Annotated in this window: 12 protein-coding genes and 1 other annotated feature; of the genes, 11 read left to right on the top strand and 1 reads right to left on the bottom strand. The window is 48.3% G+C overall.

Annotated elements, in window-relative coordinates; genetic code table 11:
* Nucleotides 1-41: 41 nt before the first annotated feature.
* From DWZ61_RS11595 to DWZ61_RS11615, 5 genes are all read left to right on the top strand, one after another.
* A complete protein-coding gene (locus tag DWZ61_RS11595) occupies nucleotides 42-1,160 on the top strand; it encodes a peptidoglycan recognition family protein (protein ID WP_117466022.1) in 1,119 nt (372 codons plus the stop codon).
* Nucleotides 1,161-1,298: 138 nt separating this feature from the next.
* Nucleotides 1,299-1,949 (top strand): ribulose-phosphate 3-epimerase, encoded by a 651-nt coding sequence (rpe, locus tag DWZ61_RS11600; protein ID WP_117466021.1) that lies wholly within the window; start codon nucleotides 1,299-1,301, stop codon nucleotides 1,947-1,949.
* 76 nt (nucleotides 1,950-2,025) lie between these two features.
* Nucleotides 2,026-2,580, top strand: a complete 555-nt coding sequence (locus DWZ61_RS11605) for a phosphatase PAP2 family protein (RefSeq protein WP_117466020.1) — start codon at nucleotides 2,026-2,028, stop codon at nucleotides 2,578-2,580.
* Nucleotides 2,581-2,647: 67 nt separating this feature from the next.
* Nucleotides 2,648-6,313 carry a glycoside hydrolase family 2 TIM barrel-domain containing protein gene (locus DWZ61_RS11610; RefSeq protein ID WP_118538615.1) on the top strand — a complete coding sequence of 1,222 codons (3,666 nt, stop codon included), beginning with the start codon at nucleotides 2,648-2,650 and terminating at the stop codon, nucleotides 6,311-6,313.
* A gap of 9 nt (nucleotides 6,314-6,322) precedes the next feature.
* Complete coding sequence (locus tag DWZ61_RS11615) at nucleotides 6,323-8,068, top strand: alpha-amylase family glycosyl hydrolase (RefSeq protein WP_118538617.1); 1,746 nt, start codon at nucleotides 6,323-6,325, stop codon at nucleotides 8,066-8,068.
* Nucleotides 8,069-8,116: 48 nt separating this feature from the next.
* Here DWZ61_RS11615 and DWZ61_RS11620 read toward each other — a convergent pair whose 3' ends face one another.
* On the bottom strand, nucleotides 8,117-10,351 hold the full coding sequence (locus DWZ61_RS11620; protein WP_182427060.1) for a GGDEF domain-containing protein: 2,235 nt from the start codon (nucleotides 10,349-10,351) through the stop codon (nucleotides 8,117-8,119).
* A gap of 124 nt (nucleotides 10,352-10,475) precedes the next feature.
* Nucleotides 10,476-10,738, top strand: a binding site (T-box leader).
* 240 nt (nucleotides 10,739-10,978) lie between these two features.
* Here DWZ61_RS11620 and metG point away from each other — a divergent pair.
* From metG to ugpC, 6 genes are all read left to right on the top strand, one after another.
* A complete protein-coding gene (gene metG / locus DWZ61_RS11625; protein ID WP_118538621.1) occupies nucleotides 10,979-12,988 on the top strand; it encodes a methionine--tRNA ligase in 2,010 nt (669 codons plus the stop codon).
* A 187-nt stretch (nucleotides 12,989-13,175) separates the two neighbouring features.
* The gene (locus tag DWZ61_RS11630; protein WP_117466015.1) at nucleotides 13,176-14,117 is read left to right on the top strand and encodes an alpha/beta hydrolase; all 942 of its coding nucleotides are present in this window, start codon (nucleotides 13,176-13,178) and stop codon (nucleotides 14,115-14,117) included.
* 36 nt (nucleotides 14,118-14,153) lie between these two features.
* Nucleotides 14,154-14,636, top strand: a complete 483-nt coding sequence (locus DWZ61_RS11635) for a GNAT family N-acetyltransferase (RefSeq protein ID WP_117466014.1) — start codon at nucleotides 14,154-14,156, stop codon at nucleotides 14,634-14,636.
* Nucleotides 14,637-14,658: 22 nt separating this feature from the next.
* Nucleotides 14,659-15,369 (top strand): DUF624 domain-containing protein, encoded by a 711-nt coding sequence (locus DWZ61_RS11640; protein ID WP_117466013.1) that lies wholly within the window; start codon nucleotides 14,659-14,661, stop codon nucleotides 15,367-15,369.
* 43 nt (nucleotides 15,370-15,412) lie between these two features.
* A complete protein-coding gene (locus tag DWZ61_RS11645) occupies nucleotides 15,413-16,906 on the top strand; it encodes a sensor domain-containing diguanylate cyclase (RefSeq protein ID WP_117466012.1) in 1,494 nt (497 codons plus the stop codon).
* 235 nt (nucleotides 16,907-17,141) lie between these two features.
* A complete protein-coding gene (gene ugpC / locus DWZ61_RS11650; protein ID WP_022153948.1) occupies nucleotides 17,142-18,254 on the top strand; it encodes a sn-glycerol-3-phosphate ABC transporter ATP-binding protein UgpC in 1,113 nt (370 codons plus the stop codon).
* Nucleotides 18,255-18,452: the final 198 nt, after the last annotated feature.

Here is an 18,452-nt window from a genome sequence, read left to right on the forward strand (position 1 = left end):
CTGGGACTCAAAGAAAGCAATTAACTCTGGGGGGCAGCAATATGACACAGGAGAATCGTTCGAGCAGACAACCGGATCTGGAAATGATACAGGTGCGAAGAAATCCGTATCTGGTGGATTACCGGACTGGAAAAAATATAGTCAGACACGTAGGAAGACGTGTAGGACAACCGCAAGACAGACAGACCGGAAGATACGCCGATCAATCACGAAGCAATCATACCGGAGGACGCACAGAACGGTCACAACATAGCATATCGGCAATGCCGCAGGAAGGCGGAAGGAAGAAATCACATCCGCAGTATTCGACGACAGCACAGCAGAAAAACAAGGCCTGGCGGCAGGAGCAGGGTCATCCGGGCAATGCATATGAGCAAAATGTTTACAAAGACAATACTTACAGCACCCGCGTCAGACAACGCCGGGTCAGAGCCGGGAGGCAGCGCCGCCGCAGACAGGCAAGAATCCGCAGATATATTAAGATTTCCCTGCTGTGTGCCAGCATTCTTGCAGGAATCTTTATGTTGAAAAATTTGTTGGAAGTACCTGCCAGCACTGCGGAGGCCAGTACTCCTGTGGAAGTTGCGGCAGAAGCTGTGCAGCGGATCGAAAAACAGATCGGGGAGACCACGGGAACCCGGATCCAGGGACTTCCGGCGGATGTATATGCAGCACATCCCAACTGGACAGAAGATTTTCTCACCGTGAATGAATATTCCAGACCGGGAGATCCCCTGACGGAAGTGAAAAATATTTTTGTACATTACACGGCGAATCCTGGGACCAGCGCGGCCCAGAACCGCAGCTATTTCGAACAGCTGAAAGACAATCATGAACGCAGTGCCAGTGCCCATTTTATCATTGGCTATGATGGCGAGATTCTTCAGTGCGTTCCTCTGGACGAGATCGCCTATGCAGTACAGACCCGCAATGAGGATTCTATTTCTATCGAATGCTGCTACAAGGCGGACAACGGCCAGTTTACTCAGGAGACCTATGATTCTCTGATCAAATTATTGAAATGGCTGACTGATGCCTATGACCTGCAACCCGATGACATCTTGCGCCACTATGATTGTGGCGGAAAGAAATGTCCCATTTACTATACGGAGCATGAAGATGCCTGGAACAAACTGAAAGAAGACGTGAAAAACCTATAGAGAATTGCGAACGGAGGAACTTTTTTCCAAAAGGAAAAGGTTCCTTTTCGTTAGTCTTGTTTTACGAAAACAAGTTTGCTAGAATAGAACGGTAATAAGCAACAGACAAGGCCTTGCGGGGCAGAAATGAGGAGTAACATGAATTTATTATCACCTTCAATTCTTTCGGCGGATTTATGGAAACTGGGAGAGGATATCAAAGCTGTGGAAGGAGCAGGAGTCCCCTGGCTGCATGTAGACGTGATGGACGGATTGTTTGTACCGTCGATTTCCTACGGTATGCCGGTATTAAAAGCTGTCAGATCCCACACGGATATGTTTCTCGATGTGCATCTGATGATCGAGAAGCCGGAACGTTATGTGGAAGAGTTCGCTGCCTGTGGTGCGGACCTGGTGAATTTTCACCTGGAAGCCACAGAAGATGTGGAGGGATGCATTGAAAAAATACATGCCACAGGCAAAAAGGCCGGCATCACCATTAAGCCCGCCACTCCGGCAGAGGCAGTGGAACCTTATCTGGAACTGGTGGATCTGGTGCTGGTAATGACTGTGGAGCCCGGATTCGGCGGACAGAAGCTGATCCCGGAGTGCCTGGATAAGGTACAGGTGATCCGGAAAATGATCAACGATAAGGGGCTGTCTACCGATCTGGAAGTAGACGGTGGTATCAATCTGGACAATGTAGCATTTGCCATGGAAAAAGGAGCCAATGTCATTGTAGCCGGTTCCGCTGTATTTAAGGATGACATTGCAGCCAATGCAAAGGCATTTCTGAATAGATTACAATAGTTCAAAAGAATGTCTGACGGTGAAATTACGGAGCGGCCGATAACCAAGCCGGAAGACGGACAAGGAGGAACGAAGGATGGAATTACAGATATTGCATGCGATTCAGGGGATCCATCAGGAATGGCTGACAGAGATCCTGCGTTTTTTTACTACGATCGGAGAAAGCGGTCTGGTATGGATCGTCATTGCGATTGTGCTGACATGCATTCCGAAGACCCGGAAATGCGGTCTGACCATGATAATCGCCATGGCAATCACCTATCTTGTGGGAAATTTGTTCCTGAAAAATGTGATCGCGAGACCCCGTCCCTGTGCTGTGGACACCGGTGTGACGCTGAAAATTCCGTTCCCTTCGGAATATTCCTTCCCTTCGGGACACACTTCCAACGGTTTTGCCGGAGCGGTGACCATTTTCAGTTATTATCGTAAGGCGGGTATTTTAAGTCTGCTTATGGCAGCAGTCATTGCCTTTTCCAGACTTTATTTCTTTGTCCACTATCCCACGGATATTCTGGGCGGCATGGTACTGGGAACATTGGATGCAGTACTGGCAGTTTACATAGTAAAACGTCTGGAAGACCGGGCAGATGCGAAGACCGTATCAGACAACGATAAGACGGGACACAGGTAGGAAAAGCAGCACTATAGAAGCAGGGATCTGACAGGAAACGATATGGACAGAAAGGGCAGAAATTTCGATGAACAGCAAAACGTTATGGAATGATAACTGGTATTTTGCAAAAACAGCATTGGGTGTGAATTGGGAAGACAGAACTCTCTGGGAGCGGGAGATGCAGCCGGCAGACTTGCCTCACGACTGGCTGATCTATGATACGAAGAACCTCTATGAAGACAGTATCGGCTGGTATCGGAAGAAATTCGTGTATTCCGCATCCGGAGTAAAGCGTGCAGGCGAAGCGGCGCAGGAGAACTTGCGGGAGCAGTCAAATTCTGTGGCAGGTAATGCCTGCACGACATGTGACGAACGTGTCATTTTGCGCTTCGAGGGTGTTTACATGGATTCTTCCATCTATATAAACGGCGTGTGCCTCGGTGACTGGAAATACGGCTACTCCACCTTTGACTGGGACATTACGGATCATCTGCGTGAAGGTGAAAATGAAGTTGTTCTCCGGGTAACCTTTCAGGCACCCAACAGCAGATGGTACAGCGGTGCCGGAATCTATCGTAATGTCTGGATGATCCGTCTGCCTGAGACACATATTCCGCTGGACGGTATCTATACCTCCTCCGTGGAGACGGAAAACGGCTACGATCTGACCATCGATACGGAACTGGAATGGGGAGCAATCACTGAGAATTATGAACTGGAATATTGCTTGCATTATGCCGGGGACAGTAAAAACTCTGCAGAAACGGAAAACAGGGAGATTTTCCGGGTAAAACAGCCCCTCGCCGGTGGACAGGAGAAGACATCTGTGGCGATTCCTGTGGATAATCCCCGGAAATGGGACATCACAGATCCTTATCTGTATGATCTTACAGTTCGTCTATGCAAACTTCCAATGAACGACGGGGAGAACGGAGCAGGTGAAGCCTTACAGAAGACGGAAATCACACAGGAAGAACATCTTCGCATCGGTTTCCGCACCATGCAATTTGATCCTGCCAGGGGCTTTTTATTAAACGGCAGAAAAGTGCGCCTGAACGGTGCCTGCGATCACCATGACCTCGGAGCACTGGGAGCGGCTTTTCACAAAGAAGCCATGCGCCGGAAATTTGAACTCATGCGTTCCATGGGTGTCAATGCTGTGCGGACTTCCCACAATATGCCCGCTGTGGAACTGATGGAACTGGCGGATGAGATGGGATTTCTGATCGTATCCGAAGCGTTCGATATGTGGGAGATGGCAAAGAATCCTTATGATTATGCCAGATTTTTCAAGGAATGGATGGAGAAGGATGTACGCAGCTGGATCCGCAGAGACCGCAATCATCCTTCCGTTATCATGTGGAGCATTGGCAACGAGATTCCGGATACCCATGCGGATGCCCATGGACAGGAGATCACCCGTAGCCTCCTTGCAGTAGTCAGAAAGTGGGATTACCGGAAGGTGGCACCGGTGACGATCGGTTCCAATTACATGCCCTGGGAAAATGCCCAGAAATGTGCGGATATCGTGAAAGTGGCGGGCTATAACTACGCGGAAAAATATTATGCGGAACACCATGAAAAGCATCCGGACTGGATCATCTACGGAAGTGAGACTTCCTCTGTGGTACAGAGCCGAGGGGTGTATCATTTTCCGCTGGAGAGGGCGAATCTGATCGAAGCGGACGAACAGTGTTCTGCGTTGGGCAACAGTACTACCAGCTGGGCGGCGAAAAATACGGAATACTGTATCACTATGGACAGAGATACCCCTTATTCCTGTGGTCAGTTCATCTGGACAGCCATTGACTATATCGGTGAGCCGACCCCTTATCAGACGAAAAACAGCTATTTCGGACAGATGGATACGGCGGGATTTCCCAAAGACTCCTACTACGTCTTCCGTTCGGAATGGACGGATGGGAAAAAAGATCCCATGATCCATGTATATCCCTACTGGGATTTTAATCCGGGACAGCAGGTGGACGTGCGGATCACCAGCAATGCTCCGGAGGTGGAACTGTTCGTAAACGGAGTGTCACAGGGAAAACAGCAGATCGATCATCAGAAAGGAACAGTATTACAGCCTTCCTGGAAAGTACCGTATGTACCCGGCAGTATCTGTGCCGTGGCATACGACGAAACGGGTAGGGAGATAGCCAGACAGGAGAGACATTCCTTCGGCAACACAGATCATTATATAGTAAAAGCCAATAAATCTACCATGTGCGCCAACGGCGAGGATATGATCTTCGTGGAGATCTCTGCGGAGGACCGGGATGGATACCCTGTGGAAAATGCCTCCGATTATGTGAGAGTGACCGTGGAAGGTGCTGGAAGACTGGTGGGACTGGACAATGGTGACAGCGCCGATTACGATGCCTACAAGGGAACCGTACGTAAGTTGTTCCAGGGAAAATTACTGGCTATGATCGCAGCAAAAACTACGCCGGGGGAGATTCGTGTGACTGTGGAGGATGCATGGGCAGCCACAGTGAACAGCATGACCAATGAAACCGGCACTGGAACAGCAAAGGCAGCTGCCGGGCACCGCACGGCGACAGTGACGTTACAGGCAGTCGAAGCACCGATTCGTCCCGGTGTCTGCGCAACAGAAGAAAACAGAGAATATCCGCCCGCCTTTGTGGATCCCGGATTTGTTCCGGTGCGGAAACTGGAAATGAGCGCTCCCTATATGAGATTGACACCGGAGAAGCCGTATGTATTGCTACATACCCGTATCTATCCCATGGAAGCCACAGACCGTAAGCTTCTCTGGAGCATTACTGATGCTTCCGGTATCCCCAGCCCTGTGGCAAAACTGGAGGAACTGGAAGACGGCGAGAGCATCCGGATCACAGGCGTCAGTGATGGCAGTTTTCAGGTAAGGTGTATGACCTGTAACGGAACAACCAATATTAAAATGATTTCCCAACTTGACTTTGCAGTGGAGGGCATGGGACAGACGTTCCATTCTCCGTATGAGCCGGTGACGGGTATTTCTTATGTCGGAAGTTTTGGCGGAGACGTAAGCCGCGGAGTGGAGAACAGTGCCGGAACGGACAAGGCACAGCCTACCGGACTGGTCTATGAAGCGTTAGACTTTGGTGAATTCGGAAGTGACGAGATCACGCTGTCTATTTTTGCCAATGATAATGATCCCCACCGGATTCAGATATGGAAGGGAGAGCCCGAAGAGAGCGGTTCCGGGACACAGGGAACACTGGTGGGTGAAATAACCTATCAGAAGCCGGGCATCTGGGAAGTCTTCCAGCCGGATACCTTCGTATTGCCCCGGAGATTAAAGGGTGTAACAAAACTGACAATAGTGTCAGAAAGCAAAATTTTCCTGAAAGAGTTCCATTTCACCAGACAGGAAAAAGCTTATGCAAGACTGAGTGCTCTCACGGACGGAGTTACCTATGGTGACAGCTTTGTGAGAACCGGGGATGCCGTTGAACAGATCGGCAATAATGTCTCTCTCGAATTTACGGATATGAACTTTGGAGAAGCGGGAACCGATAGCATTGTCATCTGCGGAAGAACTCCTTTACAGCAGAATACGATCCAGCTTAGGTTTACCGATGGAGCTACACAGGTACTTCCCTTCCCGCACAGCGAGGAATATAGGGAACTGCGTTTCCCTCTGGAAAGAGTGACGGGAGAGCAGAATGTGACCTTCGTTTTCCTGCCGGGATGCAATTTTGATTTCAAATGGTTCCGGTTTGAAAAAAGCGGATCAGAGGAGTAAGCGATAACTATGAGCAAATGGAACAGAAAAATATGGGCAGCAATACTGGCGGTGGGAATGACAGCGTCTCTGACTGCCTGTGGAGGCAGCAAAGGAGAAAACAGCAATGCGTCTGCTGCCGGTACACAGAATGAGACTGCCATCGTACAGGATGAGAGCACGGACAGTAACACTGACAGCACCGGCAGTACCACGTCTCTGGTGCAGGACAACCGGGTACTGCAGATCCCGGACGACAACTACCGTACCTACTATGAGCTTTTCGTATATTCCTTCTATGACAGCGACGGTGATGGCATTGGAGATCTACAGGGCGTACTGGAAAAGCTGGATTACCTGAATGACGGTGATGATACCACAGATATGGATCTGGGAATCAATGGTATCTGGCTCATGCCGGTGATGCCCTCCGTCACCTATCATAAATACGATACCACGGATTATGAGAATATCGATCCGCAGTACGGCACTCTGGAAACATTTCAGGAGTTGCTGACGGCCTGTCATGACCGTGGGATCCGTGTGATCCTGGATCTGGCAATGAATCATTCTTCCAGCAGCCATCCCTGGTTCCAACAGGCTGCGGAGTATCTGAAGAGCCTGCCGGAAGGGGCGGAACCGGATAGTTCCGAATGCCCGTACGTGGATTATTACCATTTTTCCAGAGAATACCAGGGCGGGTATGCGCAGCTGGATGGAACGGCCTGGTATTATGAAGCGAGATTCTGGGACGGAATGCCGGATCTGAATCTGGAGAATGAGGCGGTACGCCGGGAATTTGAGCAGATCGCGGACTTCTGGCTGGATATGGGTGTGGATGGCTTCCGACTGGATGCGGTGAAAGAGTATGTTACCGGATCCACAGAGGGCAATGTGGAAATTCTAAGCTGGTTCGCGGATTATGTTCATGGCAAAGATCCGGAGAATTATCTGGTGTGTGAATGCTGGACGGATCAGAATACCTATGCCAAATATTATGAGAGCGGCGTGGACAGCATGTTTGATTTTGCTTTTGCCGACAAGTCCGGTATCATTGCCAATGTGATGAACGGTAAGGCATCGGCAACATCTTATGCAAAGAATCTGGAAACAGAGCAGGGCATGTATGCGCAGTACAATCCGGATTATATCAATGCTCCCTTCTACACCAATCATGATATGGGACGCAGTGCAGGCTACTATGCCGGGGAGAATAGCGAAGCTCAGACGAAAATGGGCAATGCCCTTAATCTCTTAATGAATGGCAATGTATTCCTCTATTATGGGGAAGAACTGGGCATGAAGGGCTCCGGAAAAGACGAGAACAAACGGGCCCCCATGTACTGGAACAAGGACGGCAATGCGGAAGGCATGTGTAAGGGCCCGGCAGATATGGATGATTTCCGGATGAAATTTGACAGTCTGGAAGAACAGCAGGAGGATCCCGATTCCATCTATAATTATGTGAAACAGGTGATCCGTGTCCGCAACCAGAACCCGGTGATCGCCAGAGGCACCACCGCTTATCTGGAGCAGTATTCCGGTGAACAATGCTTTGCTCTGACAAGAAGCTATGAAGGCAGTAACTTATTATTGTTGGGAAATACCTCTGCGGAGGCTGTGAGCGTGGATCTGACCGGACTTACCGTAGGAGGCACCACGGCGGAGGAACTGGTACTGCTGGGGGAACTTTATACCGGAGAAGAGACCGCGGAGCGTGCCGGTACTGTAGTTACGCTTCCGGCTTATTCGATCCTGATCCTGGGAGAAGAATAAGACGAGCAAAACAGAATACAGGAACAAAAACAGGTCTGTGGGCGAACCCTACAGACCTGTATGCTTTCTTACAAAATCTTCAAATTCGTTTACCGGTAACGGCTTCGAGAAGTAGTAACCCTGAATATCATCACAGTGAAGATTCTTCAGAAACTCTACCTGATCCGAAGTTTCTACACCCTCTGCGGTAATGGTCATACCGAAGCTCTGCAGCAGCTGCGTGATATGCAACAGCAGCTTTTCACCGTTCCGGTCACCAATGTAATCGATCAGACTCTTATCCAGCTTGATCGTATCGAAATGCATGACATTCAGCGAAGACAGAGAAGAATAACCGCTTCCGAAATCATCCAGCAGTAAAGTAAATCCCGCTTCATGGAACTGCTCGATCAGGGAGGAAATATCACTGTTATCAATGGTAGCACTCTCAGTAATCTCTAGCGGAACATATTTCGGATCCAGCTGGAAAGAATTCAAAATCTCCCGGTACTTATCTACCACATTGTTGTAGTACAGGCTGACTCTGGAAATATTTACAGAAATCGGATACAATTTTGCTCCGGCCTGCAGCCATCTCTGCTGTTGTGCGCACACCGTGCGGAACACATATTCATCCAGCGTTGTGATATTACCGTTTTTCTCAAATAATGGAATGAACTTGCCGGGAGAGAGCATGGTGCCGTCGGGGCGCTTCCAACGGATCAGAGCTTCCGCACCCAGAATGTTTCCGGTGACGGGGTCTACTTTCGGCTGATACCACAGCTGGAATTCTCCGTTCTTCAGGGCATCTTCGAAGACATCTTCCATCAGACGATCCTCGGAGAGCTGTTTGATATCCAGCTCATCATAAAAAGCATAATGTCTGGTACGTTTTCCTTTTATCGGATACTTGGCCTGTACAGCCTTGCCGTAATTCTGCTCGATTTCCTTATGATCGGCGGTCTCATAGATGCCGCACAGTGGGAACAGTTTCGGAATATTAAGCTTTGTGGACAGATTGGAAATATCCTGACACAGGCACTCCAATCTGGGTTCTAAGGTACACCGGTCATTATCCCGCAGGAACAGGATGAACCGGTCTGCATTGATGTGGGCAGAAAATTCACCCAGATGTGTACCGGTTTGCAGGAGCTTCCATACTTCCAACAGTGTTTCGTCACCCTTGGCCACACCACAGGTATTATTGATCAGCTTGAAATCCTGAAGATCCAGGGCAACATAGAAGCCGCTGTCTCCGTTGCAGTGGGATAATTTCTCCTTGAAGCAGGCAAAATTATCACCATTTGTCAGAGGATCCACATAAGCCAGACGATATAACTGCCTGCGCCGTGTCCGGATACTGTGCACAAAAGCAAAAGTACCGACTCCGGCGATCACAATGATCAGCAGGATCAGCAGCCGCACCTGAAACAATATCGGAGCGGAACGACTGGAAAGTACCTGATCGGGAACAATAGTCAGGGCGAACCACTGTCTGTCGCTGCGGAGATTGTCCATTGCAGCCGCATAGTAATAATACTTCTGACTGCCTCCATAGAAATGACCACCGCTGGAAGAAGAACTCTGAAGCAGCGTATGCAGATCCTGCAAGGGCTGGTCGTTACGGGCATCCTGAGTCAGATAATCGGATATCCGGTCGGCTTCCTGCAGGGAAGCCGGTGCATTGGAAGATGTGGCGATCAGGTCACCGTCCTGATTTACCAGACAGCTGAAGCCCTGATTATTAAAGGATTGTACGCTTAAAACTTCTTCAAAATGTTGGTTCCGATAGGTGGCAAATAAAACACCGATAATGGAATCACTCTGATCATACACAGGAATGCTGAATACATTGATGGGTTCCGGAGTACCGAGGCGATCCTGGAGGGTATTGGTAATACCAGGAAGTCCCTGCATACCATCCTTAAAAAAATCTCTGCTGGACAGATCCTGTACATAGCCATCGGTGGTTATCACCTGACCGTCCGGTGAGACGAAACCGATCCGTTTAAACTCATAGGTGGAGATAAAAGATCCCAACTGTGCAGCAATGGATTTTGCATTGACTGCATCCGGGGAAACGCTGATCGCATCGGCAAGGCTGTATAATAAGTTGAAGTTTTCACGGAGCTCCTGTTGTACGATCAGGGCGTTCTGCGTGGCAACATCCCGGAGAGTGGACTGTACTTCTTCCTCTGTATCCTGTGTGATCTGGGCAGAACTCCACATAACTGTGGAAATTACCAGCACCAGAGCAATGCTCAGAATGATCAAGGCCTGTTTTGGTAATTTACTTTTTTTCATTTTATATCCTCTTATGTATGTTATAAAAATTACCTTATATAATATACCATTATACACATTTACGATTGCATGGCAACAAAAACTGCATTGACAGTCCGGATTTCCTGTGCTACTGTAAGAATACGCAAATGCAATGAGGAAGAGAGTATTTATCATAGAAGTTTTACAGAGAACATCCCGTAAGGCTGAGAGGAATGGAACGGACAGATAGAGAAGATGGCTTCTGAGCGGCGCACCGAACGGATACCGGGGAGAATAGGAACGGTAGAAGCAAGGCTGCGACAGGATCCGCCTGTTACAGCGGATAGGGTTACGGACCCGAAGAGGTCTGTACTGTGAGGTACAGACGAAGAGAAGTGGTAACACGAGATAACGCTCGTCTTCTTGAAGAACATAAGGTTCTTTGAGGAGACTTTTTTAATGCCAACAAGGTCACAAGACAGAAATTACGATGTGCTTGCACGAGAGTAATTTTCTGTCTTGATGACCTGCCCCGATATGAGCATAGAAGAGAGGCGTAAGCCTTTCGATATGCGAATGGCGGGTAGGATTGCGGGAGCGCAAAGCGCGGAGCAATCCGTGTGGCATTAGATAGTGTTATAGGAGTAGAAAAGGAGAACAGACACAATGGAAAGCAAAGGAAAATATTATCTTACCACAGCGATTGCCTATACATCTGCGAAGCCCCATATCGGCAACAACTACGAGATCGTACTGGCTGACAGCATCGCACGTTTCAAGAGAAAGGAGGGCTATGATGTCTTCTTCCAGACCGGTACTGACGAGCATGGACAGAAGATCGAACTGAAGGCTGAGGCAGCCGGCATCACACCCAAGGAGCATGTGGACAAGATCGCCGGTGTGATCCGCGGACTGTGTGATCTGCTGAACATTTCCTATGATAAGTTCATCCGTACCACGGATGAGGATCATGAGAAGCAGGTGCAGAAGATTTTCAAGCGTCTCTACGATCAGGGAGATATTTACAAGGGAGCCTATGAGGGAATGTACTGTACTCCCTGTGAGTCCTTCTGGACCGAGTCCCAGCTGGTGGACGGCAAGTGCCCGGACTGCGGCGGTGTCGTAAAGCCTGCCAAGGAGGAGGCTTATTTCTTCCGCATGAGCAAATATGCAGACAAACTGATCAAGCACATTAATGAGCATCCCGAGTTCATTCAGCCCGTTTCCCGTAAGAACGAGATGATGAACAACTTCCTGCTCCCCGGACTGCAGGATCTGTGCGTATCCCGTACCTCCTTTACCTGGGGCATTCCGGTGACCTTCGATCCCAAGCATGTCATCTACGTGTGGCTGGATGCACTGACCAACTACATCACCGGTATCGGCTACGATGCAGATGGCAACAGCACCGAGCAGTACAAGAAACTGTGGCCCGCAGACCTGCATCTGATCGGCAAGGACATCATTCGTTTCCATACGATCTACTGGCCTATTTTCCTGATGGCACTGGGTGAGCCCCTGCCGAAGCAGGTATTCGGACATCCCTGGCTTCTTATGGGCGGTGGTAAGATGAGTAAATCCAAGGGAAATGTGGTCTATGCGGATGATCTGGTAGATTATTTCGGCGTAGATGCAGTACGTTACTATGTACTGCATGAGATGCCTTTTGAAAATGACGGTAATCTGACCTGGGAACTGGTAGCAGAGCGTACCAATTCCGATCTGGCCAACACCCTGGGCAACCTGGTGAACCGTACCATTTCCATGAGCAACAAGTATTTTGGCGGTGTAGTAGAGAATAGGAATGTACAGCTGACCGAGAACGATGCAGCAGTGGATGCCGATCTGAAACAGACTGTGACCGGCACTTATGCAAAAGTAGTAGCCAAAATGGAAGAACTGCGAGTAGCAGATGCCCTGACCGAGATCTTCGGCATCTTCAAACGCTGTAATAAATACATCGATGAGACCGAACCCTGGGTACTGGCCAAGGACGAAGCCAAGGCAGATCGTCTGGCTACCGTTCTGTACAATCTGGTGGAAGGTATTATCATTGGCGCATCCCTGTTAGAGCCTTATATGCCCGAAACCGCAGAGAAGATCGCAAAACAGCTGAATACCTCCCTGCGTGACTTTGATCAGTTAGAGCAGTTCGGCCTGTATGAGAGCGGCAACAGGGTGACAGATCAGCCTGAGATCCTCTTCGCCCGTCTGGATATGAAGGATGTAGCAAAAAAAGAGGCAGAGCTGGAAGAAGCCATGATCAAGGCAGCAGCGGAGCATGAAGCGGAAGAGGCAAATGCCGAGGCAGAAAAGGCAGAGCAGGAAGCCATCGATATTGAGCCTAAGACAGAGATCGAATATGGCGACTTCGCAAAAATGCAGTTCCAGGTAGGTGAGATCATTTCCTGTGAGGCAGTGCCCAAGTCCAAGAAGCTGCTGTGCAGCCAGGTGAAGATCGGCAGTCAGGTACGTCAGATCGTCTCTGGCATCAAGGCACATTACAGCCCGGAGGAAATGGTGGGCAAGAAGGTTATGGTACTGGTGAACCTGAAGCCTGCGAAACTGGCAGGAGTAATGTCCGAGGGCATGATCCTGTGCGCAGAAGACGCGGAAGGCAATCTGGCTTTGGTCACCCCGGAGAAGAATATGCCTGCCGGAGCAGAGATCTGTTAAATAGTATATGACAACGCAACTTTACGAATGAGGCGGGATGAACTGTTACTATTTTACAAAAAAAGCAATATAGGGCTTAAAATTTTATAAGAAATGATATATAATGAATAGGATGCCAAAGCAGATGGCTGTAAAATTGACATTTGTTTTGTGCGTCCTATGATTTTTCCGTAACCAAGGAGGTTCTATGATTAAGGAAGAATTTTACTTTGATTCCCGGGACGGCGAAAGCCGTATCCATGCAGTGAGATATACTCCCGATGACGGCAATGTAAAAGGCATTGTGCAGGTAGTGCACGGAATGGCAGAGTATGTGGAGCGTTATGAGAACCTGGCTGAATTTCTGACTGCCAGAGGAATCCTTGTTACCGGAGAAGACCATCTCGGACATGGAAAATCTGTGGCGGAAGGCGGCACTTACGGTTACTTCTGCGAACAGGATCCGGCAACGGTAGTGGTAAGGGATGTACATCGGCTGAAGAAGATCACAGAGGAAAGCTATCCGGAGGTGCCCTATGTTATTTTGGGACACAGTATGGGTTCCTTTATTACGAGGAATTATCTGTGTCGTTACGGTAAGGGAGTCGACGGGGCGGTAATTGTCGGAACGGGAATGCAGTCCGGGGGATTGATCCTTTGTTCCAAAGCCATGGCAGGCATACAGAAGCTGTTCTGTGGTTCAAAGCATATCAGCCGTTTTATTGACAAGGCTGCTTTCGGCGGCTATAACAAGCGGATCGATGCTCCGAGGACATCCAGTGACTGGCTGAGCCGGAATCCGGAGAATGTGGACCGCTATATAGCGGATGGGCTGTGTGGATTTACCTTCACTGTGAACGGGTTCCAGACGCTGTTTGAACTGATCCGCAGACTGCAGAAGCAGGAGAATCTGGAGAAGGTACCGCAGAACCTGCCAATCCTTATGGTATCCGGTGCCGAGGACCCGGTGGGAGATTACGGTAAGGGTGTCCGGAAGGCATGTGATTCTCTGAAGAAGGCTGGTGTGAAAAATATTACCGTCAAACTGTACGAGAATGACAGACATGAGCTTTTGAATGAGGAAGACGGTGAACAGGCCATGGAGGACATCTATCAATGGATCCGCAGGGAGATTCCGGGACTGGATTAAGACCGGAAAGCTTTCGGATCAGAGAGGCGGTGCATCATGTCGGATACGGCAGTGGGCACTTACGAGATCAGATGGGCGGAAGACAAAGACTGGATTCCTGCCATGCATATGATCTGGAAGACATTTTTAAAATTTGAGGCGGTGGATTATACAGAGGAGGGAATCCGTAACTTTTATGATTTTATTACGGATGAACACCTCTATAAGTCGTTCCTGCAGGGAAGATACCAGATGATGGTGGCGCTGGACGGTGAGAGAGTCATCGGAGCGGCTTCCGTGCGGAATTATAATCATTTATCACTTCTTTTTGTCGATGAGGAGTATCATCATCGGGGAATCGGACGGGATCTGATGAGAAGAATGTGTGAATATCTGAAAAAAGAGGAAGGGGAACGGTATATGTCGCTGAAAGCAGCTCCGTATGCCGTAGAGTTCTATAGAAAACTGGGGTTTCATGCGGTACATGAAGAGGAGGCATTTTCCGGAATACGTGTGACCCCCATGGAAAAATTTTTATAAAACAGAAAAGGATAAGATGTAAATGAAAATTTTTGACCTGGATAGCCCTTTAATGAATGTACTGAACAAAATGGCAGATCTGATGTGGCTCAATATTCTGACACTGATCTGCTGCATCCCTGTCATTACCGCTGGAGCTGCGCTGACTTCCATGCATTATGTGGCATTGAAGATCGTGCGTAACGAGGAGAGTTATATTACAAGAAGCTTTTTTAAATCCTTTAAAACCAATTTCCGTCAGGCAACCCTGATCTGGTTGCTGCTTATGCTGGTAGCGGCGATCCTTGGCGGTGATTACTACATTATTACCAAATCCGGAATGCAGTTCAGTCAGGTGTTGGTGGTACTGATCATGGCAGCAGGAGTGCTGGTGATCTGCACTTCTTTATATGTATTTCCGGTACTTGCCAAATTTGACAATACAATCATGGGAACCATTCGAAATGCATTTATCATGAGTATTTTACAGCTGCCCAAGACAGTTGTAATGTTCGTAATGGCATTTTTCCCGTTGATTATTTATCTGGTATCTTTAAGACTGATACCCATTATTTTCCTGTTTGGTTTTTCGCTGCCGGCTTATGCCTCTGCCATGCTGTACAATAAATTCTTCCAGAAGCTGGAAGATCAGCTGTTGTCAGAACAGGAGCCTGCACCGGAAATCTCGCCGGAAGAGGATGAGAGAGTATTCCATGATGAACTGGATGAAAGCCTGAAAACAGACGTGAAGTAACAAAAATGTCCTGCGGGGGCATCAGACGAGAGGTGTTCGGAGTATGCAAAAGAGAAAATTTTGGGAAATTGTTTTCCAGTGGGTCTTTCCCTGCGCATTGCTGGTTGTTGCACTGGTTCTGAGTATTTACGAATTTAATAATAAAATGAATTCAGCCATACAGACGGTGGTGGATGATCAGGCAGAGCAGATCGGCTTTTACTATTCCGCGGGAGTAGATGACAAGCTGGGGGCACTGGGAGATATCACGAGTGCCATGGCAAACATTATGGCGAGCCGGCCGGACAGAAGTGATGCTTTTGTATATGAGAAGCTGGACACCATTGTAAAAGCCAGCAACGCCTATATGTCTGCTTATTGTGCTACGAACGGAAAAGGAATGCTGAGTGACCGCCGGGAGTTCGATATGTCGGAGTTAAACTATTACGGCAGCATCAGCGGAACCTCCGCCCATTATATTTATGCCGGCACGGATGGGATCAACGGACAGACTGCCTTTATCTATGTGTGTCCGATTGCGATATCCGGAAATGTCACCGGATATCTGCTCAGTTATATGAACCCGGATGACATGAAGGAATTCTTCGACAATTCTGTATATGGTGACAAGGCATTTTTCTCTCTGGTCAACCGGAACGGAACCATTATGGCATGCTACGGTGCCACTGACGGAACGGCTATTTTGCAGAATGATTTCTGGAATTCCCTGAAAGATATTTCGGAAAGCCTGGGAAGCTGGACCCTGTTTGAAAGGCAGCAGCAGAAGGGCAGCAGCGGCATTTTACATGTTAAGGAAGACGGTGTAGGCAAGATCATCTGTCATTTTCCAATCCGCGGTACCGAGTGGAATCTGGTGGTCGGTATTGATGAATCCTATCTGTCTGGAATCCAGCAGTCCTTCCGCGGCCCGATTGTGAATCTGATCGTCAAGATCAGTATTTCCATTGCAGTAGCGCTTATTATTATCACCGCAATCAATATTCTGGTACGCATCAAAGCCTCTGAACACAGTAAGGTGTTGGAGGATAAAGCGGATACCGACCTATTGACGGATCTGAACAATAAGATGGCCACAGAGCGTAAGATCCGGGAATACATGGAAAAGTACCCGGACAAGCAGGGCGTATTGTTCGTACTGGATGTTGATAACTTTAAGAAGATCAATGATACTATGGGACATGCCTTCGGAGATGAAGTGCTCCGCAGCCTGGCAGTACGTCTGCAATCCATGTTCCGGGCTACGGATATCGTGGGTCGTACCGGTGGCGATGAGTTCATGGTGTTTCTGAAGGATATCCGCGAGATCAGTATGATCGAACGGGAAGGCAGGAAGATCGAACAGTTCTTCCATCAGTTTGAAGTGGGAGAATATGTAAAATATTCCGTAACGGCCAGCGTGGGAGCAGCGGTCTTCCCCGGGGACGGCAAGTCTTTCGAGGAACTGTACAAAGCCGCAGATAATGCGCTGTATGTGTCAAAAAGACATGGCAAAAACCAGCTTAGCTTCTATAAAAAGCCGGAAAATGAGACAAAGTAGGGCGATTCTTGTGGAATATGTCCAAGAAATGCGGGCGGATTTGTTCAATCTGACAAGCATTTCGAAAAAAAACAAACTTTATAAGCAATTCTTACAATAGGATTCAAAATCTTTGTGAAATAGTGGTATGGCACATTTTCGTGATTTTCGTTATACTGAATTCAGATTCAAACGAGACATATCGTTTCACAATGAGAGAAAATAACATTGGTAAATATGAAAGGAGTATTTTCAAATGGCAAGTTTATCTTTAAAGAATGTCTGCAAAGTATATCCTAACGGTTTCGAAGCTGTTAAGGATTTCAACCTTGAGATCGCAGATCAGGAGTTCATCATTTTCGTAGGTCCTTCCGGATGTGGTAAGTCCACCACCCTTCGTATGATCGCAGGTCTGGAAGATATCTCTTCCGGTGAACTGAAGATCGGTGACAGAGTAGTTAACGATGTAGAGCCTAAGGATAGAGATATCGCAATGGTATTCCAGAACTACGCTCTGTATCCTCATATGTCCGTATACGACAACATGGCATTTGGTCTGAAGCTGAGAAAAGTTCCCAAGGATCAGATCGATAAGATGGTTAAGGAAGCAGCTAAGATCCTGGATTTGACTCCGCTGCTTGATCGTAAGCCCAAGGCTCTGTCCGGTGGTCAGAGACAGCGTGTTGCTATGGGACGTGCAATCGTTCGTAACCCTAAGGTATTCCTGATGGATGAGCCTCTGTCCAACCTGGATGCTAAGCTGCGTGTACAGATGCGTATCGAGATCGCTAAGCTGCATCAGAGACTGGGCACCACCATCATCTACGTTACACATGACCAGACTGAGGCTATGACCCTTGGTACCAGAATCGTTGTTATGAAGGACGGCGTTATCCAGCAGGTAGATACTCCTCAGAACCTGTATGAGAAGCCCTGCAACCTGTTCGTAGCAGGATTCATGGGATCTCCGCAGATGAACTTCCTGGATGCTACTGTTAAGGTAGAAGGCGACATCGCTAACCTGGTAATCGCAGGCCACAGCATTCCCCTTCCTCCCGCTAAGTCCAAGAAGCTGATCGATGGCGGTTACGATGGAAAGGTTGTTACCTTCGGTATCCGTCCTGAGGATGTATATGATTCCGAGATGTACATCGAGACCTCTCCTCAGAGCGTATTTACCTCTACCATCAAGGTTTATGAGTTACTTGGTGCAGAAGTATATCTGTACTTCGATCTTGACGAGTTCCCTATGACCGCAAGAGTAGATTCTCGTACCACTGCAAGACCTGGCGATACCGTTAAGTTCGCTCTGGATGTTGAGAAGATCCACGTATTCGACAAAGAGACCGAGCAGGTTATTACCAACTAGTCTTAAGTTTCATAAGAGATTTCAAGGTCCTGTCTGTGAATGCAGACAGGGCTTTTTTTATGCATTTTGCTTGCACGAGGTGAGTAAATCAGATATACTAAGTATATATAGTTCTGACATAGATGAAAAGCGAGACTGTTTGCAGGTGGAGCTTTTCGCCTATGAACAGAACGAATGGATATGAGCAGGGAGGACAAT

Origin of the sequence: Clostridium sp. AF34-10BH (assembly GCF_003478095.1) — a bacterium.
Classification (GTDB): Bacteria; Bacillota; Clostridia; order Lachnospirales; family Lachnospiraceae; genus Acetatifactor; species Acetatifactor acetigignens.

Bases quoted from the DNA above. Each gene is read 5' to 3' on its own strand.
- DWZ61_RS11645 (WP_117466012.1), top strand. From the start codon at position 15,413: ATGCAAAAGAGAAAATTTTGGGAAATTGTTTTCCAGTGGGTCTTTCCC.
- DWZ61_RS11635 (WP_117466014.1), top strand. From the start codon at position 14,154: ATGTCGGATACGGCAGTGGGCACTTACGAGATCAGATGGGCGGAAGAC.
- DWZ61_RS11605 (WP_117466020.1), top strand. From the start codon at position 2,026: ATGGAATTACAGATATTGCATGCGATTCAGGGGATCCATCAGGAATGG.
- DWZ61_RS11615 (WP_118538617.1), top strand. From the start codon at position 6,323: ATGAGCAAATGGAACAGAAAAATATGGGCAGCAATACTGGCGGTGGGA.
- rpe (WP_117466021.1), top strand. From the start codon at position 1,299: ATGAATTTATTATCACCTTCAATTCTTTCGGCGGATTTATGGAAACTG.
- ugpC (WP_022153948.1), top strand. From the start codon at position 17,142: ATGGCAAGTTTATCTTTAAAGAATGTCTGCAAAGTATATCCTAACGGT.
- DWZ61_RS11630 (WP_117466015.1), top strand. From the start codon at position 13,176: ATGATTAAGGAAGAATTTTACTTTGATTCCCGGGACGGCGAAAGCCGT.
- DWZ61_RS11610 (WP_118538615.1), top strand. From the start codon at position 2,648: ATGAACAGCAAAACGTTATGGAATGATAACTGGTATTTTGCAAAAACA.
- DWZ61_RS11595 (WP_117466022.1), top strand. From the start codon at position 42: ATGACACAGGAGAATCGTTCGAGCAGACAACCGGATCTGGAAATGATA.
- DWZ61_RS11640 (WP_117466013.1), top strand. From the start codon at position 14,659: ATGAAAATTTTTGACCTGGATAGCCCTTTAATGAATGTACTGAACAAA.
- DWZ61_RS11620 (WP_182427060.1), bottom strand. From the start codon at position 10,351: ATGAAAAAAAGTAAATTACCAAAACAGGCCTTGATCATTCTGAGCATT.
- metG (WP_118538621.1), top strand. From the start codon at position 10,979: ATGGAAAGCAAAGGAAAATATTATCTTACCACAGCGATTGCCTATACA.